At 61.2% G+C, this 25,324-nt stretch carries 13 protein-coding genes; 3 read left to right on the top strand and 10 right to left on the bottom strand.

Going from position 1 to position 25,324, the window contains the following annotated elements; genetic code table 11:
• The first annotated feature begins 120 nt into the window (after window positions 1–120).
• The 3 genes from ACX3YF_RS25430 to glgB all read left to right on the top strand — a co-directional run bounded on the left by ACX3YF_RS25430 (window position 121) and on the right by glgB (window position 7,769).
• Complete coding sequence (locus ACX3YF_RS25430) at window positions 121–2,118, top strand: alpha-1,4-glucan--maltose-1-phosphate maltosyltransferase (protein ID WP_458974515.1); 1,998 nt, start codon at window positions 121–123, stop codon at window positions 2,116–2,118.
• A 75-nt stretch (window positions 2,119–2,193) separates the two neighbouring features.
• The gene (gene treS, locus ACX3YF_RS25425; RefSeq protein WP_458974514.1) at window positions 2,194–5,535 is read left to right on the top strand and encodes a maltose alpha-D-glucosyltransferase; all 3,342 of its coding nucleotides are present in this window, start codon (window positions 2,194–2,196) and stop codon (window positions 5,533–5,535) included.
• Window positions 5,536–5,537: 2 nt separating this feature from the next.
• Window positions 5,538–7,769: a 1,4-alpha-glucan branching protein GlgB gene (glgB, locus tag ACX3YF_RS25420; RefSeq protein WP_130206168.1), complete on the top strand. Its 2,232-nt coding sequence runs from the start codon at window positions 5,538–5,540 to the stop codon at window positions 7,767–7,769.
• A 122-nt stretch (window positions 7,770–7,891) separates the two neighbouring features.
• Here glgB and ACX3YF_RS25415 read toward each other — a convergent pair whose 3' ends face one another.
• From ACX3YF_RS25415 to glgA, 10 genes are all read right to left on the bottom strand, one after another.
• Entirely contained in the window at window positions 7,892–8,959 is a 1,068-nt protein-coding gene (locus ACX3YF_RS25415) for an autotransporter domain-containing protein (protein WP_458974513.1), read from the bottom strand.
• 313 nt (window positions 8,960–9,272) lie between these two features.
• Window positions 9,273–11,822: an autotransporter family protein gene (locus tag ACX3YF_RS25410; protein WP_458974512.1), complete on the bottom strand. Its 2,550-nt coding sequence runs from the start codon at window positions 11,820–11,822 to the stop codon at window positions 9,273–9,275.
• A 281-nt stretch (window positions 11,823–12,103) separates the two neighbouring features.
• A complete protein-coding gene (locus ACX3YF_RS25405) occupies window positions 12,104–12,904 on the bottom strand; it encodes an endonuclease/exonuclease/phosphatase family protein (RefSeq protein WP_458946316.1) in 801 nt (266 codons plus the stop codon).
• A gap of 111 nt (window positions 12,905–13,015) precedes the next feature.
• The gene (locus ACX3YF_RS25400) at window positions 13,016–13,774 is read right to left on the bottom strand and encodes a PIG-L deacetylase family protein (protein ID WP_130206162.1); all 759 of its coding nucleotides are present in this window, start codon (window positions 13,772–13,774) and stop codon (window positions 13,016–13,018) included.
• Window positions 13,775–13,968: 194 nt separating this feature from the next.
• Window positions 13,969–16,128 (bottom strand): glycogen debranching protein GlgX, encoded by a 2,160-nt coding sequence (gene glgX / locus ACX3YF_RS25395; RefSeq protein ID WP_130206160.1) that lies wholly within the window; start codon window positions 16,126–16,128, stop codon window positions 13,969–13,971.
• 206 nt (window positions 16,129–16,334) lie between these two features.
• On the bottom strand, window positions 16,335–16,655 hold the full coding sequence (locus tag ACX3YF_RS25390) for a DUF2934 domain-containing protein (RefSeq protein ID WP_448647812.1): 321 nt from the start codon (window positions 16,653–16,655) through the stop codon (window positions 16,335–16,337).
• Between the two features lie 21 nt (window positions 16,656–16,676).
• On the bottom strand, window positions 16,677–19,451 hold the full coding sequence (locus ACX3YF_RS25385; RefSeq protein WP_458974511.1) for a malto-oligosyltrehalose synthase: 2,775 nt from the start codon (window positions 19,449–19,451) through the stop codon (window positions 16,677–16,679).
• Window positions 19,448–21,526 carry a 4-alpha-glucanotransferase gene (malQ, locus tag ACX3YF_RS25380; protein ID WP_130206154.1) on the bottom strand — a complete coding sequence of 693 codons (2,079 nt, stop codon included), beginning with the start codon at window positions 21,524–21,526 and terminating at the stop codon, window positions 19,448–19,450. The genes ACX3YF_RS25385 and malQ overlap by 4 nt, the downstream gene beginning before the upstream one ends.
• On the bottom strand, window positions 21,519–23,318 hold the full coding sequence (treZ, locus tag ACX3YF_RS25375; RefSeq protein ID WP_458974510.1) for a malto-oligosyltrehalose trehalohydrolase: 1,800 nt from the start codon (window positions 23,316–23,318) through the stop codon (window positions 21,519–21,521). Before treZ ends, malQ begins: the two co-directional genes overlap by 8 nt.
• A 12-nt stretch (window positions 23,319–23,330) precedes the next feature.
• Entirely contained in the window at window positions 23,331–24,917 is a 1,587-nt protein-coding gene (gene glgA, locus ACX3YF_RS25370) for a glycogen synthase GlgA (protein WP_103406084.1), read from the bottom strand.
• Window positions 24,918–25,324 lie beyond the last annotated feature (407 nt).

Below are 25,324 nucleotides of genomic sequence, written 5' to 3'. Positions count from 1 at the left end.
TTGATTCCGGCCAATTGCCGATGAACTTTTCCGGGCGCCCGGCGCTCGGAACCTAAGTGAGTTCATTGGGATGACAACCAGACACAAGAGCGTCCATGGGGCGTAACGGAGAGATGCTCGATGACGACTGAAAAACCGACAGAACTGAGCTACAACCCGCACATGCCACTGTCGCAGGCTCTGTTGCTGCCACGGATCGTGATTGAAGACACCATGCCGACCCTCGACGGTGGGCAGTTCGCTGTCAAGGCGGTGGTGGGGCAGGACGTGGTGGTGAGCAGCAAAGTGTTTGCCGACGGTCATGACAGGCTCGCGGTACGGGTACGTTGGCGCACCGAGGGCGATGAGGTCTGGCAGAGCGAAGTCATGACCGACCTGGGCAACAATGGCTGGCAGGGCCGCTTCCGCGTCGAAGACCAGGGGCGTTATGTGTTCTGCATCGAAGCCTGGATCGATCAATTCGCCAGTTTCCGCCATGAGCTGGAAAAGAAGCACATGGCCTCGGTCCCCGTCAGCCTGGAATTGCAGGAAGGCCGCCATCACGTTCAGCAAGCGGCAGAACGCACTGAGGGGCAACTGAGCGAACAACTGGCGGCGTTGCACCATGAATTGTCCGGGTTGCTCGAAACCGAGCAGGTCGCGTTGTTTCTGCACCACCGTAGCGCCGAGTTAATGGCCCAGGCCGATCACCGTGCTTACCTGAGTTTGAGCCCCGAGTATCCGGTTGATGTCGAGCGCGAACTGGCGCAGTTCGCCAGTTGGTATGAGTTGTTTCCACGCTCGATCACCGACGATCCGGCGCGCCACGGCACCTTCAATGACGTGCATTCGCGTTTGCCGATGATTCAGGACATGGGCTTCGACGTGCTTTATTTCCCGCCGATTCATCCGATTGGTCGCAGCTATCGCAAAGGCCCGAACAATTCTCTGAGCGCCGGGCCGGACGACCCCGGCAGCCCTTACGCCATCGGTAGCGAAGAGGGCGGCCATGAGGCGATTCATTCGCAACTGGGCAGCCGCGAAGACTTCCGTCGGCTGGTGGTGGCCGCGTCCGAATACGGGTTGGAAATCGCCCTCGACTTCGCCATTCAGTGCTCCCAGGACCATCCGTGGCTCAAACAGCATCCCGGCTGGTTCAACTGGCGGCCGGACGGCACGATCAAATACGCCGAGAACCCGCCGAAGAAATACCAGGACATCGTCAACGTCGACTTCTACGCCGCCGAGGCGATTCCCAGCTTGTGGATCGAGTTGCGCGACATTGTGGTGGGCTGGGTCGAGGAGGGCGTGAAGCTCTTTCGCGTCGACAACCCGCACACCAAGCCGTTGCCGTTCTGGCAGTGGCTGATCGCCGATGTGCGTGCGTTGTATCCCGAGGTGATTTTTCTCGCCGAGGCCTTTACCACGCCGGCCATGATGGCCCGATTGGGCAAGGTCGGTTACTCCCAGAGCTACACCTATTTCACCTGGCGCAATACCAAACAGGAACTGGCGACCTATTTCACCGAGCTGAACGAATCGCCATGGCGCGAATGCTACCGGCCGAACTTCTTCGTCAACACGCCGGACATCAATCCGGCGTACCTGCACGATTCCGGGCGCCCCGGGTTTCTGATTCGCGCGGCACTGGCGACCATGGGCTCAGGTTTGTGGGGCATGTATTCCGGGTTTGAGCTGTGTGAGTCGGCAGCGATTCCGGGCAAGGAGGAATACCTGGACTCCGAGAAGTACGAGATCCGTCCGCGGGACTTCACCGCGCCGGGCAATATCATTGCCGAGATCGCCCAGCTCAACCGCATCCGTCGGCAAAATCCGGCGCTGCACACGCATTTGGGCCTGAAGGTCTACAACGCCTGGAACGACAACATTCTGTATTTCGGCAAGCGCAGCGTCGACGGCAGCAATTTCATCCTGGTGGCCGTCAACCTCGACCCGCATCACCCGCAGGAGGCGAATTTCGAATTGCCGCTCTGGGAAATGGGCTTGCCCGACGATGCCACGACCCACGGCGAAGATTTGATGAACGGCCATCGCTGGACCTGGTACGGCAAGTACCAGTTCATGCGGATTGACCCGGCGCACCAGCCGTTCGGGATCTGGCGGATTACCGCGTCCTGAGTCCACCACAGGTAATAACCACACTTGAATGGGTGATCGGCTCAGCGGTTATTTCGAATTCGACAGGAGTTTCCAATGGCGAAGAAACCCAAGGCAGCGACCTTCATCAAGGACCCGCTCTGGTACAAGGACGCAGTGATCTATCAGGTTCACGTCAAATCGTTTTTCGACTCCAACAACGACGGGATCGGCGATTTTCCCGGCCTGATCGCCAAGCTCGATTACATTGCCGACCTCGGCGTCAACACCATCTGGCTCTTGCCTTTCTACCCCTCGCCACGGCGCGACGATGGCTACGACATCGCCGAGTATCGCGGCGTCCACAGCGACTACGGCACCATGGCGGACGCCAAGCGCTTTATCGCCGAGGCGCATAAACGCGGCTTGCGGGTGATCACCGAACTGGTCATCAACCATACCTCCGACCAGCACGCCTGGTTCCAGCGTGCCCGCAAGGCCAAGAAAGGCTCGGCGGCGCGGGATTTCTACGTGTGGTCCGATGACGATCAAAAGTACGACGGCACGCGCATCATCTTTCTCGACACGGAAAAGTCCAATTGGACCTGGGACCCGGTCGCCGGCCAGTACTTCTGGCACCGTTTCTATTCCCACCAGCCGGACCTGAACTTCGATAATCCGCAAGTCATGAAGGCGGTGTTGTCGGTGATGCGTTACTGGCTCGACATGGGCATCGACGGTCTGCGCCTCGACGCGATCCCGTACCTGATCGAGCGCGACGGCACCCACAACGAAAACCTGCCCGAGACCCACGACGTCCTCAAGCAGATCCGTGCGGAAATCGACGCCAATTACCCGGACCGCATGCTGCTGGCCGAGGCCAATCAATGGCCCGAAGACACTCAGTTGTATTTCGGCGCCACCGACAAGCAGGGCCTCAACGGCGACGAATGCCACATGGCCTTCCACTTTCCGCTGATGCCGCGCATGTACATGGCGCTGGCCCAGGAAGATCGCTTCCCTATCACCGACATTTTGCGCCAGACCCCGGAGATCCCGGCTAATTGCCAATGGGCGATTTTCCTGCGCAATCACGATGAACTGACCCTGGAGATGGTCACCGACAAGGAGCGCGATTACCTGTGGAACTACTACGCGGCCGACCGTCGGGCGCGGATCAACCTGGGGATTCGCCGGCGCCTGGCGCCCTTGATGGAGCGTGACCGACGCCGGGTGGAACTGCTCAACAGCCTGCTGCTGTCGATGCCCGGCACGCCGACAATGTATTACGGTGATGAAATCGGCATGGGCGATAACATTTACCTCGGTGACCGCGACGGTGTGCGTACGCCGATGCAATGGTCGATCGACCGCAACGGCGGCTTCTCCCGCGCCGACCCGGCCAGCCTGGTGCTGCCACCGATCATGGACCCGCAATACGGCTACCTCTCGGTCAACGTCGAAACCCAGGCCGGCGACCCGCATTCGCTGTTGAACTGGACCCGGCGCATGCTCGCGGTGCGCAAGCAATCCAAGGCGTTCGGGCGCGGCACGTTGAAAATGCTTTCGCCGACCAACCGCAGGATCCTGGCCTATACCCGGGAATTCACCGGGGCGGATGGCAAGCACGAAATCATCCTGTGCGTGGCCAACGTGTCGCGCAGTGCGCAGGCGGCGGAGTTGGACTTGTCGGCCTACGTCGGCATGGTGCCGGTGGAGATGCTTGGCGGTAATGCGTTCCCGCCGATCGGGCAGCTGAATTTCCTCCTGACCCTGGCGCCTTACGGCTTCTATTGGTTCGTCCTGGCGACCGAAAACCAGATGCCGAGCTGGCACGTGGAACCGGCCCAAAGCCTGCCGGACTTCACCACGCTGGTGCTGAAAAAACGCATGGAAGAACTGCTCGAAGCCCCGGCGCGACGCACGCTGGAGCAGGACATCTTGCCCAACTGGCTGCAAAACCGCCGCTGGTTCGCCGGCAAGGACGCGGCCATCGAGCAGGTTCATCTGGCCTATGGTGTGCGTTTTGGTGATGCCATGCACCCGGTGCTGTTGAGTGAAATCGAAGTCACCAGCGGTGGCCAGACCAGTCGTTACCAGCTGCCGTTCGGCTTCATTGCCGAAGACCAGGTCGGGACGGCATTGCCGCAGCTACTGGCACTGTCACGGGTTCGTCGTGGGCCGCAGGTCGGCTTGATCACCGATGCCTTCAGTCTCGAGAATTTCATCCGCACCGTGTTGCAGGGCATGCAGGAACATCTGATGTTGCCATCGGACGGTGGCGAGATCCGCTTCGAGCCGACCGCCGAACTGGCCAAACTGGGGCTGACGGCTGAATCGGAAGTGCGTTATCTGTCTGCCGAGCAATCGAACAGTTCAGTGGTGATCGGCAACAGCCTGGTGTTGAAGCTGATCCGCAAAGTCGCCTCCGGTGTGCACCCTGAACTGGAGATGAGCGCCTATCTGACAGGCGCCGGTTTCCGCAACATTTCACCCTTGCTGGGCTCGGTGGTGCGCCGGGATGCCAGGGGCGAGGACAACTTGCTGATGATTGCCCAAGGCTACTTGAGCAATCAGGGCGACGCCTGGGAGTGGACGCAGAACAACCTGGAGCGGGCGCTGCGCGACGAACTGGCGGACGCCATGTCCGAGCAGGAACAACACTACAACGCCCTCGGTGAATTGAAAGATTTCGCTGCCATGCTGGGGCAGCGCCTGGGGGAAATGCATCAGGTGCTGGCCGCGCCGAGCGACAACCCGGATTTCGCTCCGCACCTCACCACGCAAAAAGAGGCGCTGGCGTCGAGCAGGGATGTGGTAGCACAAATCGAGCATGCGCTGAAGTTGCTTAAAGACCATCAAACCGAACTGAACCCGGCGGACAAAACCCTGGTCAGCCGTTTACTGGACAACAAAAAAGCCATCCTCAGTCATGTGCAGGTGCTGGGCAAAAAATCCGCGGGAGGCCTGAAGATCCGCGTGCATGGCGACTTGCATCTGGGGCAGGTACTGGTGATCAAGGGCGATGCTTACCTGATCGACTTCGAGGGCGAACCGGCGCGGCCGTTGCATGAACGACGAGGCAAACACAGTCCCTATAAAGATGTAAGCGGCGTTTTGCGATCTTTCGACTACGCTGCGGCCATGGCCATCAATGTGCATAACGTTGATAACACTGCCGAAGCCCGCGCGGCTCGCCAACGGGTTTCCGATCGCTACTTGAGCGAAGCACGGCAAGCATTTGTCGACGCTTATCGGCAGGCGGCAGCTAGTCTTGGCCATGCATGGCAAGATCCTGAAGGCGAGGACGCCGCGCTGGCGTTGTTCGGTCTGGAGAAGGCAGCGTACGAAGTGGCCTACGAGGCAGAGAATCGCCCCACATGGCTGTCCGTGCCACTGCACGGTTTGTACGGGTTATTGAACGGGCTTAAACCCTTTTCCGATCTTGGTGGAGAGTAGTCATGAGTTTCTCGAACAAGGAACAGGGTCAGCACAAAGAAGCCCTGCTACCCAGGGCGCGGGACATCGATGCGCTGGTGCGCGCCGAACATCACGACCCCTTTGCAATTCTCGGTCCCCACGGCGATGGCGCCGGTGGACAGTTCATTCGGGCTTATCTGCCGGACGCCTTGAGCGTACAGGTGGTGGCCAGGGACTCTGGAGAAGAGCTCGGCAATCTGGAACCGACACAGACACCGGGGTTATTCGTCGGGCACTTCGACCGGGCGCAGCCCTATCTGCTGCGCACCCGTTGGGCCGGTGGCGAGCAGATCGCCGAAGACCCGTACAGCTTCGGTCCGCTGCTCGGCGATATGGATCTATACCTGTTCGCCGAAGGCAACCACCGCGACCTCAGCAGCTGCCTGGGTGCGCAACTGATGACGGTCGACGGTGTCGACGGCGTGCGTTTCGCCGTGTGGGCGCCGAATGCCCGGCGGGTGTCGGTGGTCGGTGATTTCAACGTCTGGGATGGTCGCCGCCATCCGATGCGTCTGCGTCATCCCACCGGCGTCTGGGAGCTGTTCATTCCGCGCCTGCAGGCGGGGGAGGCGTACAAGTACGAGATTCTTGGCAAGGACGGGATCCTGCCGCTGAAGGCCGACCCCATGGCTCTCGCCACGTCCCTGCCGCCGGACACGGCCTCGAAAGTGGCGTCGCCGCTGAAGATCGACTGGCAGGACCAGGAATGGATGCAGTCCCGTGGCGAGCGTCAGCGCCCGACAGCACCTCTGTCCATTTACGAACTGCACGCCGGCTCGTGGCAATGCGAGCTGGATGATCTGGGCGAAGTGGCTCGCCAGTACACCTGGCCGGAACTGGCCGAGCGGCTGATTCCCTATGTGAAGGAGCTGGGCTTCACCCACATCGAGCTGATGCCGATCATGGAGCACCCTTTTGGCGGCTCGTGGGGCTATCAGTTGCTCTCGCAATTCGCCACCAGCGCCCGCTACGGCACCGGGGATGAGTTCGCGGCCTTCGTCAATGCCTGCCACCAGGCCGACATCGGTGTGATCCTCGACTGGGTGCCCGCGCATTTCCCGACCGATACCCATGGCCTGGCGCAATTCGACGGCACGGCGCTGTACGAGTACGGCAATCCCCAGGAAGGCTTTCATCAGGATTGGGACACGCTGATCTATAACCTTGGCCGTACCGAAGTGCATGGCTACATGCTGGCGTCGGCGCTGCACTGGCTCAAGCATTTCCACGTCGACGGCCTGCGGGTCGATGCCGTGGCGTCGATGCTGTATCGCGATTACTCGCGCAAGGCCGGCGAATGGGTGCCGAATCGCCATGGTGGTCGAGAAAACCTCGAAGCCATCGACTTCCTGCGCCACCTCAACGACGTCGTGGCCCTGGAAGCGCCGGGTGCCCTGGTGATCGCCGAGGAGTCCACCGCATGGCCGGGCGTCAGCCAGAGCACGCAACAGGGCGGCCTGGGCTTCGCCTACAAATGGAACATGGGCTGGATGCACGATTCGTTGCATTACATCCAGCAGGACCCGGTGTACCGCGCCCATCATCACAACGAGCTGAGTTTCGGCCTGGTCTACGCCTGGTCCGAGCGCTTCATCCTGCCGATCTCCCACGACGAAGTGGTGCACGGCAAGCATTCGCTCATCGACAAAATGCCCGGCGACCGCTGGCAGAAATTTGCCAACCTGCGGGCTTATCTGAGCTTCATGTGGGCGCATCCGGGCAAGAAACTGTTGTTCATGGGCTGTGAGTTCGGTCAGTGGCGCGAGTGGAATCACGACCAGCAACTCGATTGGTACTTGCTGCAGTACTCCGAACACAAAGGTGTTCAGAAGCTGGTGAGCGACCTCAATCAGCTGTATCGCCAAGAGCCGGCGCTTTACGAACAGGACGATGTACCCCAAGGGTTCCAGTGGCTGATCGGCGATGACGCCATCAACAGCGTGTATGCCTGGTTGCGCTGGAGCAAGGACGGCAGGCCGGTGCTGGTGGTGGCGAACTTCACCCCGGTGCCGCGTGAGGCTTATCGCATCGGTGTGCCATTTGCCGGACGCTGGGCCGAGTTGATCAACAGTGATTCGGCGACCTATGCCGGCTCCAATTACGGCAACAGCGGCGGGGCGTTCACCGAGGAAGCGCCGAGTCATGGTCAGGCGCTGTCATTGGTGCTGAATCTGCCGCCGTTAGCGGTGCTGATGTTGCGCCCCGAGGGCTGATCCGAAAACGCCTTGCCATATCGCGAGTCAACTCGCTCCGACAGGTTCCGTGTGATCCTTGTGGGAGCAAGCTTGCTCGCGATGGCGTCAGCCCGGTCAACAGTCTTTTCGAGGTCTGCCCCTCACCACCGCATCCGCACGCCCAGACTGCCGATCAACCCGTTCAAATCATTGTCGTCGACGTCACTGCTGTAATCGGCGCTGACGTACAGGCTCACGGTCGGGGTCATTCTGGCCACCAGGCCCAATCCCAGCTCTACCGTCGACGAGTTCCGGCTGCTGCTGATCTTGTCGACCTGATCCAGTGTCACGGTATTGCCGGTGTTCACCGTGTGCCACAAGTTGGTCCGCACATAGGGTTCCACGGGCAGGCCGTTGATGTCGTAACTCCCTTTCAATTTGGCGCCGACCCGGCCGCTCCACGACGACAAGTCGGTGGAGGAGGCATTGCCCGAGCCTGCGTAAGGGGTGTCCAGGGTGATCCGTTGGTTGATCAATTGCGCCTGGGGTTCAACCACCCAGTGTTCGCCCAGGCCGATGGGGAATCCACCTTCCATCGACACCGTCATCGCGCTGCCCTCGGCGGCTTGCCGCACACCCTGTTCGTTGCGGGTATAGCCATTGACCCGGCCGCCGCTGGCCGTCAAGTCCACGTGCCAGCCTTGTGGTCCGATCAGGCTCCAGTAGGCGCCGAGGCTTTGGCCTTGCAGGCTGTAGGTGTCGCTGTTGGCGTCGGATTGGGCGCGATTGGTGAACAAGCCCGTGCTGTTGCCCTGGATCATGCTGGTGCCACCGATCAGGCCAACCCGCTGAGTACGGCCACTGCCGCTTTCCAGGGTCATGAGTGCCGGGCCTTTGAGTTGACCGGCACCGGAAGTGGAAATGCCTTCGGCGAGAACATCGTTTTGTGCCTGGCGCGAGGCCTGTCCGTACACCTGATCCCAGGCGGCAGGCGAGGCATATTCGGTCGTCAGGTGCGAACTTCGAAGATCGGGCATGGCGCTGAAATGGCCGGGATATGTGGAAACTTGTGCGGGCAAGGAGAGCACCGGGACGTCCTGGCGATACCAGGGCGAAGTATCTTCCTCGACAGGCGAGGCCTGCACTTCCATGGAAGAGCACAGCAGGAGTGAGCTCGAGACTGTGCAAAAAGTGATTTTGATCTCTTGTTGGGTGAATGAAGTTTTCATGGGGGTCTACCTTGCAATCGCATGCCGTGATCGCTTTGCCGTCTCTCCTACCCCGAATGAGGGGCGACCGATGGATGGGGGCAAGCCGGGGCCCGCCCGTGTTCGCGGGTGACTTGGGGGCTTGCCCCTGATTGTGGTTCCGGGGGTAGTAAGGTGAATTCAAGGAGACCCCTGCCACTGCGTCAAGAAAATGGCCGATAAGTGGTATGGGTATTTTATGGATTATAAGTGACTGATTTTTGGCGTCTCTCTAAGTTCTTGTTAAATGGAAAAAACGCGGAAAAAGCCTTGAAATAGAGCCATTGCTCGGTATTTACCAGCTCACCCGGATACCGGCATTACCGATCATTCCCCGCAGTTGCTGGCTGTCAATGTTGCTGGAGTAATCGGCACTGGCGTACACACTGACGGAGGGAGCCAGTGTCAGCACGGCACCGATACCAAGATCGGCGTAGGAAGATTTTTGCTCGGTGTCGATATCGGTGTTTCCGGCAAATGTGACCGTATCGGTGCCGGAAAACGTATGCCACAGGTTGGCTCGCAGATAAGGTTCCAACGGCAGGCCACTGACCTCGTAGCGGGCCTTGAGCCGGGCACCGAGACGGCCGGTCCAGGCCGGATCGGAATCGAACGACACCCGCGAGATTCCATCGTCCTGGCTGTCGAGGGTAACGTTCTGATGGATCACCTGCGCCTGGGGTTCGATCACCCAGTCGCCTGCCAGGGGGAAGGGGTAACCGGCCTCCACCGAGAGCGTCACCACGTGCCCCTTGTTGTCGAGCTTGAGGCCGCGTTCGGAATGGCTGTCGCCATCGAGCCAGGTGTACATCGCCACTGTGTCGATGTACCAGCCCCTGGCGTCCGTCAGGGTCCAGGACGCACCGAGGCTGTCACCGCGCAGCTCGACCTTGCCCGCGCGTTTGCCTTCGAAGCCCTGGTTGAAGCCGTTGACGTCACCCTTCAAGCGGCTATGGCCGACAAAGAACCCGCTGCGTTGGGTTTGGCCCTCGGACGTCTGCGAGGCGTACAGATCGTTGCCAACCTGGAAACCGTCAAGCGAACCATCGAGCCGTGGCGTGACGGTGCCGGCCCATGTCTGGTCGACATGCTTGCCATAGACGCGACCCCAACCCGCGCCGAAGGTCCCGGTTTCGCTCAGCAGGCGCTGATCGCCCTGGCGATCGTGGAAAGTGCCCAGGGCGGTCAGGGTCAGTTGCGCAGATGCTGGCGGCAAGACGGACCAGATCGGCACTTCCTGGCGGTACAGGGGGATGGGAGCGGCACCGGGTTGAGCAGTGGGCAGTGGCGGGCTACCGGCAGCGGCGACCGGCGTTGCCACCAGAGGCACCAGAATCGGCGGCAGGGTCGGGTCGGGGTTCGGGACGGCAACCAGCGGCACGGCGACGACGGAGGAGCGCAGGTACCAACTGTTTTCGCTGCCGGCGGTGATACCGCCCTTGTACAAGACGTAATCGAAGGCGCCCGCCGACACTGGCGTTTTCAGGGTAAAGGCACCGTTGTCGCTGATGGCCGTCCCCTGGGCCTGAACCACCTGGATGCCGTTCTGTTGGGTCAACGCACCAGCGCCACCGAGGTTGCTGACGCTGATCGAGGTGGTGCCGGTCAAGGTGCCGTCGATGACCACCAGCTTGTCACTGGGCGAGTTGTCGTCGCCCACGGCGCTTTGCAAAAACAGTTGCCCGTTGTTGCCCGAATAATTGCCCTGTACGGTCAGTGCATCATGGGTGCGTGTATTGCCACTGCTCAGGTCGATCACCCCGGCGTTGTTCAGGGTCGCGCGCTGGCCAGTGGTGAAGGGTACGATGCTGCCCTGGCTGGACGTCAGTACGCTGCTGCCATCGATGTTGAATACACCCGTGCCGCTGCTGCTGTCACCGAGCACGAAATTGCCGGCGAGGTCGAATTGCGAACCGTTGTTCAGGTTGACGGTTTCCCAATTGATGTAACGGGCGGCGCTGGCGGAGGTGGTGTGGTCGAAGGTCAATTGATCGGTGCCGGCGCCACCGTCGATGCTCGGGGTCAGGGCAAGGGTGGTTTCACTCAGATTGCGCACAGTGGCTCTGTCGTTGCCATCGCCCATCAGGATCGCCGAGCGGATGATGCCGCCACCGTCCCACACAAGTGTGTCATTGCCGGCGCTGGCGCGGATTTCACCGGCGATCTCGCCGCCTGTCACCGTAATGTTGTCATTGCCACCGCTGACACTGATATTGCCGCCAATTCGTCCGCCCGCCACGATGATGGTGTCGTTGCCAAATCCGGTGACCAGATTTCCCAGGATCTGCCCGCCGGACATATCGAACGTATTGTCGTCGAGCTTCATGTCTACCCGGCCGATGGTGCCTCCGGTCATCTTCGCGAAGTCACCGTCTTCGAAGGCGCCGACGATCGTCCCGCCGGTCATCAGGAAATTGTCGAAGCCGTCGCCTTGCGCCAGAGACTGGATGCGTCCGCCGTTCATGATGAAGGTGTCGATGCCGTTGTGTTGATGGACTTCGCCGGTGACCACTCCGTTATCGATCTGCAGGACATTGGCGCCGTCGCCCTGATCAAGTACGCCATCGAGGGTGCCGGAGTTCATTTTGACGGTATCGTTGCCGCTGCCAAACGTCACATTGCCATTGATGGTGCCGGTGCCATTGGCGGGGAACGTCAGGGTGTTGTTGCCCGCCAGATCGGTCAGCGGTCCACTGCTGGCGCTGTCACACACGAAGTTATCGTTGCCGGCGGTGGGGGTGAGGGTGCAGGCGGCGAGGGTGGGAGGAGACCAGCCTGCACACAACCAGAGGGAAAAGGCGCAGGCGGTGTAACGGTACTTGGGTAGATCAGGCCATGGATTCATGCTCGTCTCCGCACAGGGATCGGCGACTGAGCGGCCACGACGTCAGCATTGGCCAGGCATCAGTCACCCTCGGCAGCACGAGTTGCGAGACAGCATCGAGAGGTCTTCTCCCGTCATCCAGAACCTTCGGCAACGCCGGCTACGGTGGTTGCATGTCCGTAGGGCTGGTCGTACGGACATGGGCAACGTAGCAGCAGCGGATAGTGGTTTCTACTGTCAGAAATACCAGAAATGACGTGAAATTACGGTGGATTCGACTGTTTTATCAACGCGGCCAGGGCTCAGAGATGGACTTCCACCGCCAACGGCAAGTGATCCGACAGGTGCGACCAGGGCTTGTTTGCGAGGATTTTCGGATCATGGCTGTTGGCATTGCGCAGGTAAATGCGGTCCAGGCGCAGCAGGGGAAACCGCGCCGGATAGGTTTTTGCGGGGCGTCCGTGGTGGCGCTCGAAGGCTTCGTGCAGGTCTTCACGTCGGGCGAGGGCGGCGTTGCCCTGCAATTGCCAGTCGTTGAAGTCGCCGGCAATGATCACCGGCGCGTCGTCCGGCAGGGACTCAAGCAACTGACAGAGCAGCTGCAATTGCAGTTGGCGATGGCTTTCCAGCAAGCTCAGATGAACGCAGATCGCATGGACCTCGGCGTGGCCCGGCACATCGAGTACGCAGTGCAACAGTCCACGCCGTTCCGGGCCGGTGATGGAAACGTCGAGGTTGCGGTGCTCGCGAATCGGGTATTTCGACAGCAGGGCATTGCCGTGATGGCCATCCGGGTAGACCGCATTGCGCCCGTAGGCAAAATCGCTCCACATGCTGTCGGCGAGGAATTCGTATTGCGAGGTGGCCGGCCATTGGTTGTAGCGCGAGGAGTGACGCTCGTGTTCGCCCACCACTTCTTGCAGAAACACCAGATCCGCCGACGTGCTGCGTACCGCTTCACGCAGTTCCGGGAGGATGAAACGCCGGTTGAGGGCGGTAAATCCCTTGTGGGTATTGACCGTCAGCACGCGCAGTCGATGGATGGCCGGTGGCGTGTTCGATGGCACTGATTCAATCGTGTCGCGTTTGGAATTGCGGACCACTTTCACGCCTCTGAATCCGGGTTGCTTATGTATGCGACTGATACACAAGCGGGCAGTTCAGTTTGAGTCAGGCAAGGATCGTCCTCACGCGCGCATTGGCTGTTGGCCGCGTCAGACAAATACGATTTCGTAAGGCAAACGCATCCGCTCCAGCAACACCCGTGGCAGCATCGGTGCAAGGCCGATCGCCGGCTCGCCATCGAGTTGGCTGGCATAGGCGTGGGTGGCGTGGCTCTTGCGCGCGACCGTCCAGCTGTCCAGGCGTACCTTGCGCGCGCGGTGCCAGGGGATAGAGCCGTAATCACGCGCCGGCCAGTGCCAGGCCCAGACCGGAACCTCATGGAACGTTGCACCGGCAATGTTCGCGGCATTGGCGCTGGCGCGGCCCACGGCGTCGTGGTCGCTGACGCCATCCTCGCTCCAGGTGCTGAATACCACGTCGCCGGGGCGCAGGTAGCGCGCAATGAATTGCGTCAGTTTCAGCTCATGGTCGGCCAAGGCGTTGTCGGTAAAGCCGCCACGAATCCATTTCAGGCTATGCATGGGCAACCCGAGGCGACGCAAGGCTTCGACACTTTCCTGGGAGCGAAACACACTGAGGCGTTTTTCCGACCACTGCCGGGATCCCTGATGGCTCGCGCTGCCGTCAGTGACCGAGATCAATTGCAGTGGATGAGCGCCGGCGCTGAGCAACTGCAGCAGGCCGCCGCAGGTCACCACTTCATCGCCGGGATGCGGGGCGATCACCACGGCGCGAGCGCCAGGGGGGACCAATGACTGAGTACCGATTACCGGAATGTTGTCCAGTTGCGGGGCGCTGTTCCAGATTTGTCCCGACTGGCTGCTTTCACACAGGGATACAGGTTTCATGGGCTACGTCCTTGTTCCGTATTGCCTTCAGTCGTGCGCAAGGCTTGCACATGACAAGCCGGCAGACCCGTGAGGGCGGGTTGATAGCAATGCGCGGTGCCCCGAACCCTGGAGCGCCGCGCATCGAGTATTGCTCACGGACACGTATTCGTCGATCTGAAACAAATTTTTATCCGCCGGGAGTCCGGCTCATTTCAATCCTCTTCTTCATGCTGCAGTTCGAACAGCAGCAGTGAACGGCCAGTCACCGAATACTCGTGGCCGAACTCGAAGCGCTCCTGGCCGCGAATCGACGGTTGATTGGTATCGACCATGCAGGTCCAGAAGCCGCCATCGGGCACTTCCGGCAAGGTGAAATTGACGATGTCGTGATGGGCATTGACCACCAGCAACAGGGTGGCGTCGGCCCCCTGGCGGCGAATACCGGTTTCCTGCGCACGTCCGTCCAGCAGCATGCCCAGGCAACGATTGTGCGCATCGTGCCAATGTTTGGTGGTCATCTCGCTGCCATCCGCGGCCAGCCAGGTGACATCCTTGACGCCGATGTCCTCATTGTAATTGCCGACCAGGAAGCGCCCGCGGCGCAGGATCGGATAGGCCAGGCGCAACTTGATCAGGCGTTTGACGAACTTGAGCAGGGCCTTGCCGTCTTCGCTCAGGTCCCAATTGACCCAGCCGATTTCGCTGTCCTGGCAATAGGCATTGTTGTTGCCGTCCTGGGTGCGGGCGAATTCGTCACCGGCCACCAGCATGGGCGTGCCTTGGGACAGCAGCAGCGTGGCGAAGAAATTGCGCATCTGCCGCTGGCGCAGCTCATTGATTTCCGGATCGTCCGTAGGGCCCTCGACCCCATGGTTCCAGGACAGGTTGTTGTTGCTGCCGTCCTGATTGTTTTCGTCGTTGGCTTCGTTGTGCTTGTCGTTGTACGACACCAGGTCGTTGAGGGTGAAGCCATCGTGGGCGGTGACGAAATTCACCGAGGCATAGGGCCGTCGACCGCGCTGGTTGAACATCTCGCCGGACGCGGTCATGCGACTGGCGAAATCTGCCAGTTGCCCATCGTCGCCTTTCCAGAACGCACGCACGGTGTCGCGAAACTTGTCGTTCCATTCCACCCAGCCCGGCGGGAAGTTGCCGACCTGATAGCCGCCGGGGCCGCAATCCCAGGGCTCGGCAATCATCTTCACCTGACGCAGCACCGGGTCCTGGCGACAGGCCACGAGGAAGCTGTGACGCTCGTCGAAGCCATCGTGGTAGCGCCCCAGAATGGTCGCCAGGTCAAAGCGGAAGCCATCCACGTGCATCTCCTTCGCCCAGTAGCGCAGGGAGTCGGTGACCATTTGCAGGACGCAGGGATGGCTCAGGTCCAGGGTGTTGCCGGTGCCGGAATCGTTGATGTAGAAGCGCTTGTCGTCAGGCATCAAGCGGTAATAGGAGGCGTTGTCGATGCCACGCATCGACAGGGTCGGGCCCTGTTCGTTGCCCTCGGCGGTGTGGTTATAGACCACGTCCAGGATCACTTCGAGGTTGGCTTCGTGCAGGTGCGCGACCATTTCCTTGAATTCGGCGATCTTGCCGCTGGCCAGGTAACGCGGGTCGGGGGCGAAAAACGCGATGCTGTTGTAGCCCCAGTAATTGGTCATGCCCTTGTGCAGCAGATGCTGGTCATTGACGAAGGCATGAATCGGCAGCAGCTCCACGGTGGACACGCCGAGCTTGCGGATATGTTCCAGGACGTCGTCGACCATCAACCCGGCGAAGGTGCCGCGCACGTTCTCGGGGACGGAAGGGTGACGCATGCTGATGCCGCGCACATGGGTCTCATAAATGATCGTTTTGTCCCACGGTACGCTGACCCGGTGATCGTGGCCCCAGGTGTGCGCCGGGTCGATGACTTTGCATTTGGGGACGAAGGGCGCGCTGTCCCGTTCATCGAAACTGAGGTCGGCGTCGGGATGGCCGATGGTGTAGCCAAACAATGCCTCGGACCATTTCAACTTGCCGACCAGCTGCTTGGCGTAGGGGTCGATCAACAGCTTGTTGTGGTTGAAGCGGTGACCGTTGGCGGGATCGTAAGGACCGTAGACGCGATAGCCATAGATCAGCCCTGGATGGGCGTCAGGCAAGTAGCCGTGGAAGGTCTCGTCGGTGTATTCCGGCAGTTCGATGCGTTCGAGTTCGACTTCGCCGGCATCGTCGAAAATGCACAGTTCGACCTTGGTGGCGTGGGCGGAGAACAAGGCAAAATTAACCCCCAGACCATCCCAGGTCGCACCCAGTGGAAAGGGCAGGCCTTCACGAATTCGCGAGGCCTCGACTTGAGGGGCTGGCGCGGTTTTCTTCGGACTGGGCATAGGTGCTCCTGCAAAGTGAGGTACAAAAACGCCGCAATCTGTGGGAGCGAGCCTGCTCGCGATTGCGGAGTGTCAGGTAACGCATGTATCGAGGGTAAACCGTCCTCGCGAGCAGGCTCGCTCCCACAGGGTTTTGTTGAGGGTGAGCGTCCTCTCGGTGGCGAGCGGACTCGCCACGCGTTCGATCAGGAAAAGGTCCGAGCCAATCAGACCGCTGGTGGTTTTCGTGGTGCGCGAGGCTTTTTCCCGACGGCTTTTTCTCCGGGTGGAATCACGGTTGAGGCTGCCGCCGGCTTGGTCTTGGCTTTTGGCGCGGCCGCCTTGACCTCGCCAGCCTTGCCATTGGCGGTTTTGCTGACGGCCGGTTTGCTCACAGGCGCTTTTGCCGGTTTTTTCGGCGCCAGCGCTTCAGCTTCGGCGAGTTTGCGGGCCATCTCCCAGTGACGGCTTTCCTGGCCTTCGGGTTTCCCTTCGGACTCCCAGATCTGATAGGCAAATTCGCGGATGCGTTTATCGTCGGTACTCATCGCAATGCTCCTGAACTGAACTCAAGTGTCGGTAGTTTGGATAAAGAGATTGACCGGGAAATCCCCCAGCGCGGCGCTGATCATCAGCTCCCTGTTTTTTGTGACTGTGATGCTTGAAAAAAGTCCCTTTAGATTCTCGTCAGCGGTCGCGAACGGCACATGGATTCGCGTATCGCCCCACAGCGGCGCGTTCACCTGCGGTTCGGCACTGTTTTCCAGCAGCGCTGCGCAACGGATTGGCACGATGACGATGGCGCGTTTGCCCTCCCATTCACGAACAAATCCCAGCACTCGATGGGCCTGGCTGCCGACGACTTCGAGGGCCTGGTAAGTCCCCCGTCGAAACAGTTCGGCGTGCTCGGTGCGTACGTTCAAGGTCTGCGCAATCAAGGTTTGCTTGATGCGCCCGTCGCGCCAGTTCGCCAGTAGATCAGGCAGATTCACGACTTGCTGCAAGGCCTGTTGGCGGCTGGCGTAGTCCACTGGCCGGCGGTTGTCCGGATCGACCAGGCTGAAGTCCCAGAACTCGGCGCCCTGATAGAGATCCGGGACCCCCGGCACGGTCATGCGCAGCAAGGTTTGCGCCAATCCGTTGAGTGCGCCGGGCGCCGCAATCGCATGCACGGCCTTGCCGAGCGCCGTGCGCAGAAAGTTGCCCTGCGGGCTCAAGAGCAGGCGCTGGATGAAGGTTTCAACCGCTTGCTCGCAGGCTTCGTTGGGCGCGCTCCAGCTGCTTTGCAGCTTGGCTTCACGCAGGGCTTTGCGTTGCCACTGCCAGAGGCGTTCGGCGTAGGCCTGCAGCGCCGGTTGATCGTCAGCGTTCAGGTCCAGCGGCCAACTGCCGAGGATCGCTTGATACAGAATCAATTCATCACCCGCAGACGGCTGCTGATCATCGTCACGCAACGGGCGGGCGAGGGCGCGCCAGAGGCCGATCTGCTCGACGTACCACTGACCGTGTTCGCTTAACACCGCCAGGCGCGCGCGAGTGTCTTCGCCGCGCTTGTGATCGTGGGTCGCGGTGGCCAGCAGATTGTCCGGGAACTCGGCGAGACGCTGTTCGCATGCCGCGTGAAACCCCTCGACCGGCGCGCTGAACTGTTCGGTGCTGAAGCCGACGTCGTTACGCGACAGCAGCACCGCCGAACGATAGAACGCGGTGTCTTCCACGGCCTTCGCCGCTGCCGGCGAGGTCAACTGCTGAAACCGCACGCAGGCATGTTTGAGGCGCTTGCGCGCGCGTCCGGCCGGGTATTTTCGCCACGGCTCGCCGCCCAGCCAGCGGGCCAGGCAATCGAGTACCGGCCAGTCCGCTTCGCCCAGGGTTTGCCGGGCACCGTCCATGGCCCGCTGGAAAAAAACGTTGTCCTGGGCCGATCGCCCGAGGGGGCTGATGTAGGTGCGGTACACCGGAAAATGCACGATCAGTTCCTGCAGTGCCCGGCGGATCGCGCCCAGGGTCAGGTCGCGGGTCATCAGGTCTTCCCGGGCCACTTGCAGCAGCGCCTGGGCGACGCTTTCGAAATCCCCGGCCAGGGAGCCGTTGAGGATCTGTTGCCGGGCCAGTTGCGCCTCCTGCCGGAAATCGGCGGGACGTTCGCTGTGCCGCTGCCAGATTCTGCCCAAGGCCTGCTCGCCTTGGGGATCGTGTTGCAGCAGCGACACCTGGTTCATGAATTCATAGCCGGTGGTGCCGTCCACTGACCAGTCGCGATGCAGGGTTTCGCCTTCGCCGAGGATCTTCTCCACGTAGATCGGCAGGTGCCGGCCGGGGACCAGGCTGTCGACCCGCCGCCGCAGCTTGCGGCAGTAACCCCGAGGGTCGGCGAGGCCGTCGATATGGTCGATGCGCAGGCCATCGACCAGTCCTTGCGCCACCAGTTGGAAAATCTTTGCATGGGTCGCTTCGAACACCGCCGGACGTTCGACCCGCAGGCCGCCCAGTTCGTTGACATCGAAAAAACGCCGCCAGTTGATGTCATCCGCAGCCGTGCGCCAACTGGCGAGGCGATAACTCTGGCGTTCCAACAGGTTATGCAGGCGCTGGAAACCTTCACGGGTGAGCGAATCATAGGCTTTGACGTTGTGCTCAATGGCCTGGAACATGGCCGGATCGGTGGCCAGCTCACGCAACTCGTCCTGCAAGGGGATCGCCAGGCTGTGGGCATCGGTCTGGTAGCTCAATGTAGTGAATCGATCGGCCAGGGATTTCAGCGGCTCGATGTCGGATTTGAGCAGCTCGCCGTAGGTCATCGGGCAAATCGGAAAGTGGTGTTCGTAATGCTCGACAAAAAACGCGCCGTGTTGCGCATCGAAGCGCAGGGGCAGGGTGCCGTCCTGCAGGGCGACCCCATAGTCGCTGCCCAGGAACGGCAGCAGCAGTTGCCCCTCCATCAACGGGTCGGCGGAGTGCCACTGGATATCGAAGAACTCGCCATAAGGGCTCAGGCGACCCCACTCAAGCAAGTCCAGCCACCAGGGATTGTCACTCCCGCCGACCGCCATGTGATTGGAGACGATATCGAGGATCAGCCCCATGCTTTGCTCGCGCAACGCGCTGACCAGGCGGCGCAACGCCGCTTCCCCGCCCAGCTCCGGGTTGACCGTGGTCGGGTCCACCACGTCGTAGCCATGCATTGACCCGGCGCGGGCGCTCAGCAGCGGCGAGGCATAGACGTGGCTGATGCCGAGGCGGGCGAAGTACGGCACCAGCGGCACCGCATCGTCCAGGGTGAAACCCTTATGAAACTGCAGCCGCAGGGTGGCCCGCAGCGGCTGCATTGGCAGCGTGCTCATTGGTCACGCTCAGCCGCCTGAAGCCGCGCGCAGGCGAGCAATTCCAGGCGTCGCGAGGCGTCCGGGTCGTCCAGCAGGGCCTCGCTATAGCCCGACAGGCGTCGTGACCAGTTGGGATGGGTATCGATGGTGCCGGGCAAGTTGGCCTGCTGTTCGATGCCCAGTGCATCTTCCAGTGGCAGCAACACCAGCGGCGCACGGGTATGACCAAGGAAACGCACACTGGCGTCGAGCACCTGATCGGTTTCGTGGGACTCTTCGCGAAAGTTCTGCGGGTCCTGGCTCAAGGCCCTTCGCAGGCCTTCACGTTCGCGTTCGCGGTGATGGCGCCACTCGATTTCAGCGTTGGCATCGATGAGGTTGAGCCGCGCGTTCCAGTCGATGTCGCGGCCATGCCACCAACCGTTGAGGGTTGGCAAATCATGGGTGCTGGTGGTCGCCAGTGCGTTGTCCGGCCAGTCGAGGATCGGCTTGAAGTGAGTGTTGTCCTGTTCGAACAGCAGCACTCGCATGCCCAGCATCGAACGGGCGATGAGTTTTTCCCGCAGACCGTCCGGCACCGTGCCGAGGTCTTCGCCAAGGACGATGGCCTGGTGGCGATGGGATTCCAGGGTCAGCAGCCGCAGCAGGTCGTCCACCGGGTAATACAGGTACGCACCGTCGGCGGGCGGCGCGCCGTTGGGGATGACCCATAAACGTTGCAGGCCCATGACGTGGTCGATACGCAGGCCGCCGGCGTGGGCAAAGTTGGCCCTGAGCATTTCGATGAAAGCGCGAAAGCCGTTGCGTACGAGGCCTTCGGGAGAAAACGCGGAAATCCCCCAGCCCTGGCCGGTGCGGTTGAGAATGTCCGGCGGTGCGCCGACGGTGAGGGAGGCGAGCAATTCGTCCTGGCGACTCCAGGCCTGGCTGCCACCACCGTCAGCGCCGACGGCCAGGTCGGTGATCAGGCCAATGCGCATGCCGCTGCTGCGGGCGGTTGCCTGCGCACGCTCCAGGCAACGGGTGATCAGCCACTGGCAAAAAGCGAAGAAACCGATGCGGCCAGCGTTTTCTTCGGCGAACTCGGCCAGGGCGGCGCTGCGCGGGTCGCGCCATTGCTCGGGCCACTGACGCCAGTCGAGGTTTTCGCCCCGTGCTTCGCGAACCTCTTGAATGGCTTCGAACCGGCAGTGATTTTCCAGGGCTTCGCCCCCGGCGTGACGAAAGCTGCTGAAGTCGGCATGCAACGGGTGTTCGCCCTGTACGAAGCCTTCGTACAACGCTTGCAACAGCCGGTGCTTGGCTTCGGCGGCGGCGGGCCAGTCGATCAAGGCGCGCTCTTCCAGATCCTTGAGCTGTACGCTCAGGCCGGTGGCCTCGATGGCGGCGCGCATCGCATGCTCACCGAGGACCGTCCCCGGCGCGCAATAGAGGCTGTTGAGAAACAACCGGCTGGACGGAGAGTAAGGACTGTAGCGCCGGGTATCGCTGGCAAACATGGCATGCAGCGGACTGATCGCCAGTGCTTCGGCGCCGCGTTCGCCCGCGACCCTGGCCAGGTCTTCCAGGGCCTGGGTATCGCCGAAGCCACCGTCACCTTTGCGTCGCAGGGCATACAACTGCACGCTCAGGCCCCAGGTGCGCGGGATCGGACTGTCCACGGCATCGCCTACGCTAAAGCAACGTTCGGGGGCCACGGCCAGGGTAAAGGTCTGGCCATCGATCCTGACGTGCTGGTAACCCACGGGAATCAACCCCGGCAGAATCGCCTCGGCGTCCAGCTTGAGGGTGAGCCGCGAACCATCTTCGAGGTGGATCTCGCACGGCGCGTGCGGTTCGAAATGATGGGACAGATCGAGACCGACACCGAAGTCGGCGGTAATCAGTGGCGGCAGTTGCCGGGTTTCTTGAACCTGCTGCAATTGCTGAAGGCTGGCGTCGATTTCCTGAGCGCTGCCGGCCGGGTGGCCGAGTCCGGTCAGAACGCTGCGCAAGACCGAAGGTGCAACTTTTTGCGGGCGACCATTGGCATCAATCCAGTCGACCGCGAGGCCAGCCCTGCTGGCCAGGATTTCCAGTTGCGCATCACTCATTGGCGCTCTCCATCGGGGGTTGCAAAGGGGTTGCGGCCGTTAGGCTGACAAGCGCGCAATAGGGGGCCAGAGTGCCTTTGTCCAGGTGCTCGGCCGAATGTGGCGGATGTTCGAACAACAAAGAGCTGCTGACCGACGCTGTGTGGAGTACCGGCGTGGCACTAAGGTTCAGATCAATACGCAGCAGACGGCCATCGCCCAGTCGCCATGACGCACTCACCGCACCGACTGCCAACACCTCGGCGCCCAGTGCCTGGGTGCCGGGCAGGTACGGGATGATCTGCTGATGGCGGATATGCAGCAGGCGGCGATACAGCTCGTGCATGGGCGACGATCCATTGGCTGTCAGCACAGGGCGGGATGATTCGAAGGTCTGCGGCGCGTTAGGGTCGGGAATCCGCTCGCGTTTATGCGGATCAGTAAACGCGGCGAAGGCTGCAAACTCGTTACGCCGTCCTTCACGCACCCATTGCGCCAGTTCGCCGTGGTGGCTGGTGAAGAACAGAAAGGGTTGTTCGGCGGCGAACTCGTCGCCCATGAACATCAACGGAATCATCGGCGACAGCAGCAACAGGACGGTGGCGGCCTGCAGTGCCTGAGCAGGGGCCAATTGATGCAGGCGCTCGCCGAAGGCGCGGTTGCCGATCTGGTCATGGTTCTGCAAAAACAGCACGAACGCGCTGGGCGGAAGGTGCCCGCTGGGCTCGCCTCGGGGCTCGCCGCGACGGTTGATGTGTCCCTGGAACACGAAACCCTGGCTCAGGCAGCGCGCCAGTTGCCCGGTAGGGTTTTGCGCATAGTCGGCGTAATAGGCGTCGGTTTCTCCAGTCAGCAATACGTGCAAGGCGTTGTGGCCGTCGTCGTTCCACTGCGCGTCGTAACCCTGTTCCAGCAGGCGGGCCTGGTTGTACTCGTTTTCCACCATCAGCCAGACATGGCGTGACGGATCGCTCTGCCGGCGTACCCGCCGGGCCAGTTCCTGGAGAAAATCCGGGTCGTCGATGGCGTGCACCGCGTCCAGGCGCAAGCCGTCGAAACGGTACTCCAGCACCCACATCAGGGCATTCTCGATGAAAAAATCCCGCACTTCGCGCCGACGGAAGTCGATGGCCGCGCCCCAGGGAGTGTGCACGTCTTCGCGGAAGAAGCCGCTGGCATAGCGATGCAGGTAATTGCCGTCGGGACCGAAGTGGTTGTAGACCACGTCGAGAATCACCGCCAGACCATGACCGTGGGCGGTGTCGATCAGGTGTTTGAGTTGGTCGGGCGAACCATAGGAGGCCTGGGGAGCATAGGGCAGCACCCCGTCGTAGCCCCAGTTACGCTCACCGGGGAATTGCCCCAGGGGCATCAGTTCGATGGCGGTGATGCCCAATTCCACCAGGCGCGCCAGTTGTCGCTCGACGCCCTGGAAGCCGCCGAGCGCCCCGACGTGCAATTCGTAGATCACCGCCTCATTCCAGGGGCGGCCAGCCCAGGCATTGTGCTGCCAGTGATAGGCGAGCGGATCGACCACCACGCTGGGTTGGTGGATATCGCCGGCCTGGGCGCGGGAGGCCGGGTCGGGCACCTCCATTTCGCCATCGATGCTGTATCGATAACGCGTGCCCGCCGGGCAACGGGTTTTGACTACGAACCAGCCGTCGTCCTGTGGCAACAACGGCAAGGATTGTCCATTTTCCAGTTCGACACTGACGTAGAACGCATCTGGCGCCCACAACGCAAATTGCGTGTGCTCCGCGTCCAGCATGATTGCGCCGTGGGGCCAGGTCTTCAGGGTCCGTAACGGCATTTCAAAGCCTCTTTATTGTTTGTGCGATTTCCCCAGCGCCTTGGCCACCAGTTGTTCGTAGAGTTCGGCGTAGGGTTCGACGGCCTTGCACCAGTTGAACGGGGCCGCCATGGCCCGGCAACGCATGGCATGCAGCAGATCGGGGAATGCGAACACCTTGAAGGCACGGCTCAGGGCTTGCTGATAACTCTCCACCGTCGATTCATCGAACAGGAAACCGGTCACACCGTTTTCTATGGTGTCGGCCAGGCCGCCGGTGTTGCGCGCCACCGGCAACGAACCGAAACGCTGGGCGTACATCTGGCTCAAGCCGCAAGGCTCGTAACGCGAAGGCATCAACAGGAAGTCGCTGCCGGCGAACATGCGTCGGGCGTCGGTCTCGTTGAAGCCGATGCGTACGCCGATTTGCCCGGGGAAGCGCAACGCCAGTTCGCGCATGGCTTGTTCTTCTTCCGGTTCGCCCCGGCCGATGATCGCGATCTGGCCACCGGATTTGACAATGTATTCGGAGACCGCTTCGGTCAGGTCCAGGCCTTTCTGGTAGACCAGTCGCGAGACCACGGCGAACAGCGGGCCTTCGGAGTCTTCCAGGCCAAACAGTTCGCGTACGTGGGCGGCGTTGACCGCTTTGCCTTCCCAGTCGCCAATGCTGAAAGGGCGGAACAGGTGAGTGTCGGTGGCCGCATCCCAGCTTTCATCGATGCCGTTGGGAATGCCGCTGAGCAGGCCTTGCTGGGTTTTGGCGGCGAGGAAACCGTCGAGACCGCAGCCGAAGGCCGGCGTGGTGATTTCCTGGGCGTAGGTCGCGCTGACGGTGGTGATGTGGCTCGAATAGGCCATGCCGGCCTTGAGGAACGACATCTTGCCGTAGAACTCCATGCCTTCCTGTTGCAGCGCGTGGTGGGGGATGCCCAGTTCCGGGCAGGAGCCGAGGCTGGTCACGCCCTGATACGCCAGGTTGTGGATGGTGAACAGGGTCGGCGTGCGTTGCCCGCGCCAGTGCATATAGGCGGGCGCCAGGCCGGCCGGCCAGTCGTGGGCATGCACCAGGTCCGGGCACCAGTGAATTTGTGCCAGGTTGGCGGCGATATCGGCGGCCGCCAGGCCCAGGCGGGCGAAGCGAATGTGGTTGTCCGGCCAGTCGCGACCGTTGTTGGCGCCATAAGGCGAACCTTCGCGTTCGTACAGCTCGGGGCAGATCAACACATAAATGACCAGGCCGTCGGGCATGTCCATGCGCCCGATCTTGCAGGGTGGCAGGGCGGCATGGCCACCAAGCTCGCCGATGATATGAATCGGGTTTTCGCTGTGCAGCACCTGCGGGTAGCCGGGAATCAGCACGCGCACGTCGTGCAGATGCGACATCGCGCGGGGCAATGCCGCGGAAACGTCGCCCAGGCCCCCGGTTTTCACCAGATCGGCGATCTCGGAGGTCACAAACAGTACTTTTTTCTTGTTCGGGTTCTGACTGGCAACCGGTGTCAGCACCTTGGTGACGGGCACGCTGATCGATTGGGCGCTGTGGGCGCTCACGGCGCTCGATTCACCGACCTGTTGATGAGCACGCTCTCCCTGAATATCCAAAGCCGCACTGATCATATGCATCTCCCGTGTTGTTGATCTAATTCTTAGGTCTGGCAAACGGCATTTCATGGCCAATTCCTGTGGCCGGGCGCAAAAGCGCTACACATCGATGAGCAAGAGCTGCCCAAATGCGCTGAAGCAGAATGGGTGAAGTAGCTGTTGCAAAGATTGCACCAGTCGTAACGCACCTGCCTTTCAGTCGACCGATCACCGAAGGCAAAAGTTTCGACTTTTTTCCCACTTTGTGACCGACCGGTTTTTTCCCGCGAACGTGAGTCTAGGCCAGAACTTAGAGCGGTGAAGCTCAGATGGCAAAATTGTTCGACAATCGGTTTAACGAGGTACGGACGTGCCGGATTGCGGGGCAAGCGCACCGACGAAGTGCAGTTTTTTTTGTGAAGACGGCTGAAAAAGAAGCAGAA

This window comes from Pseudomonas fluorescens group sp. PF-69 (assembly GCF_054481235.1).
Note: the sequence above shows the minus strand (reverse complement) of the source record. Positions and strands in the feature narration are given on the sequence as shown.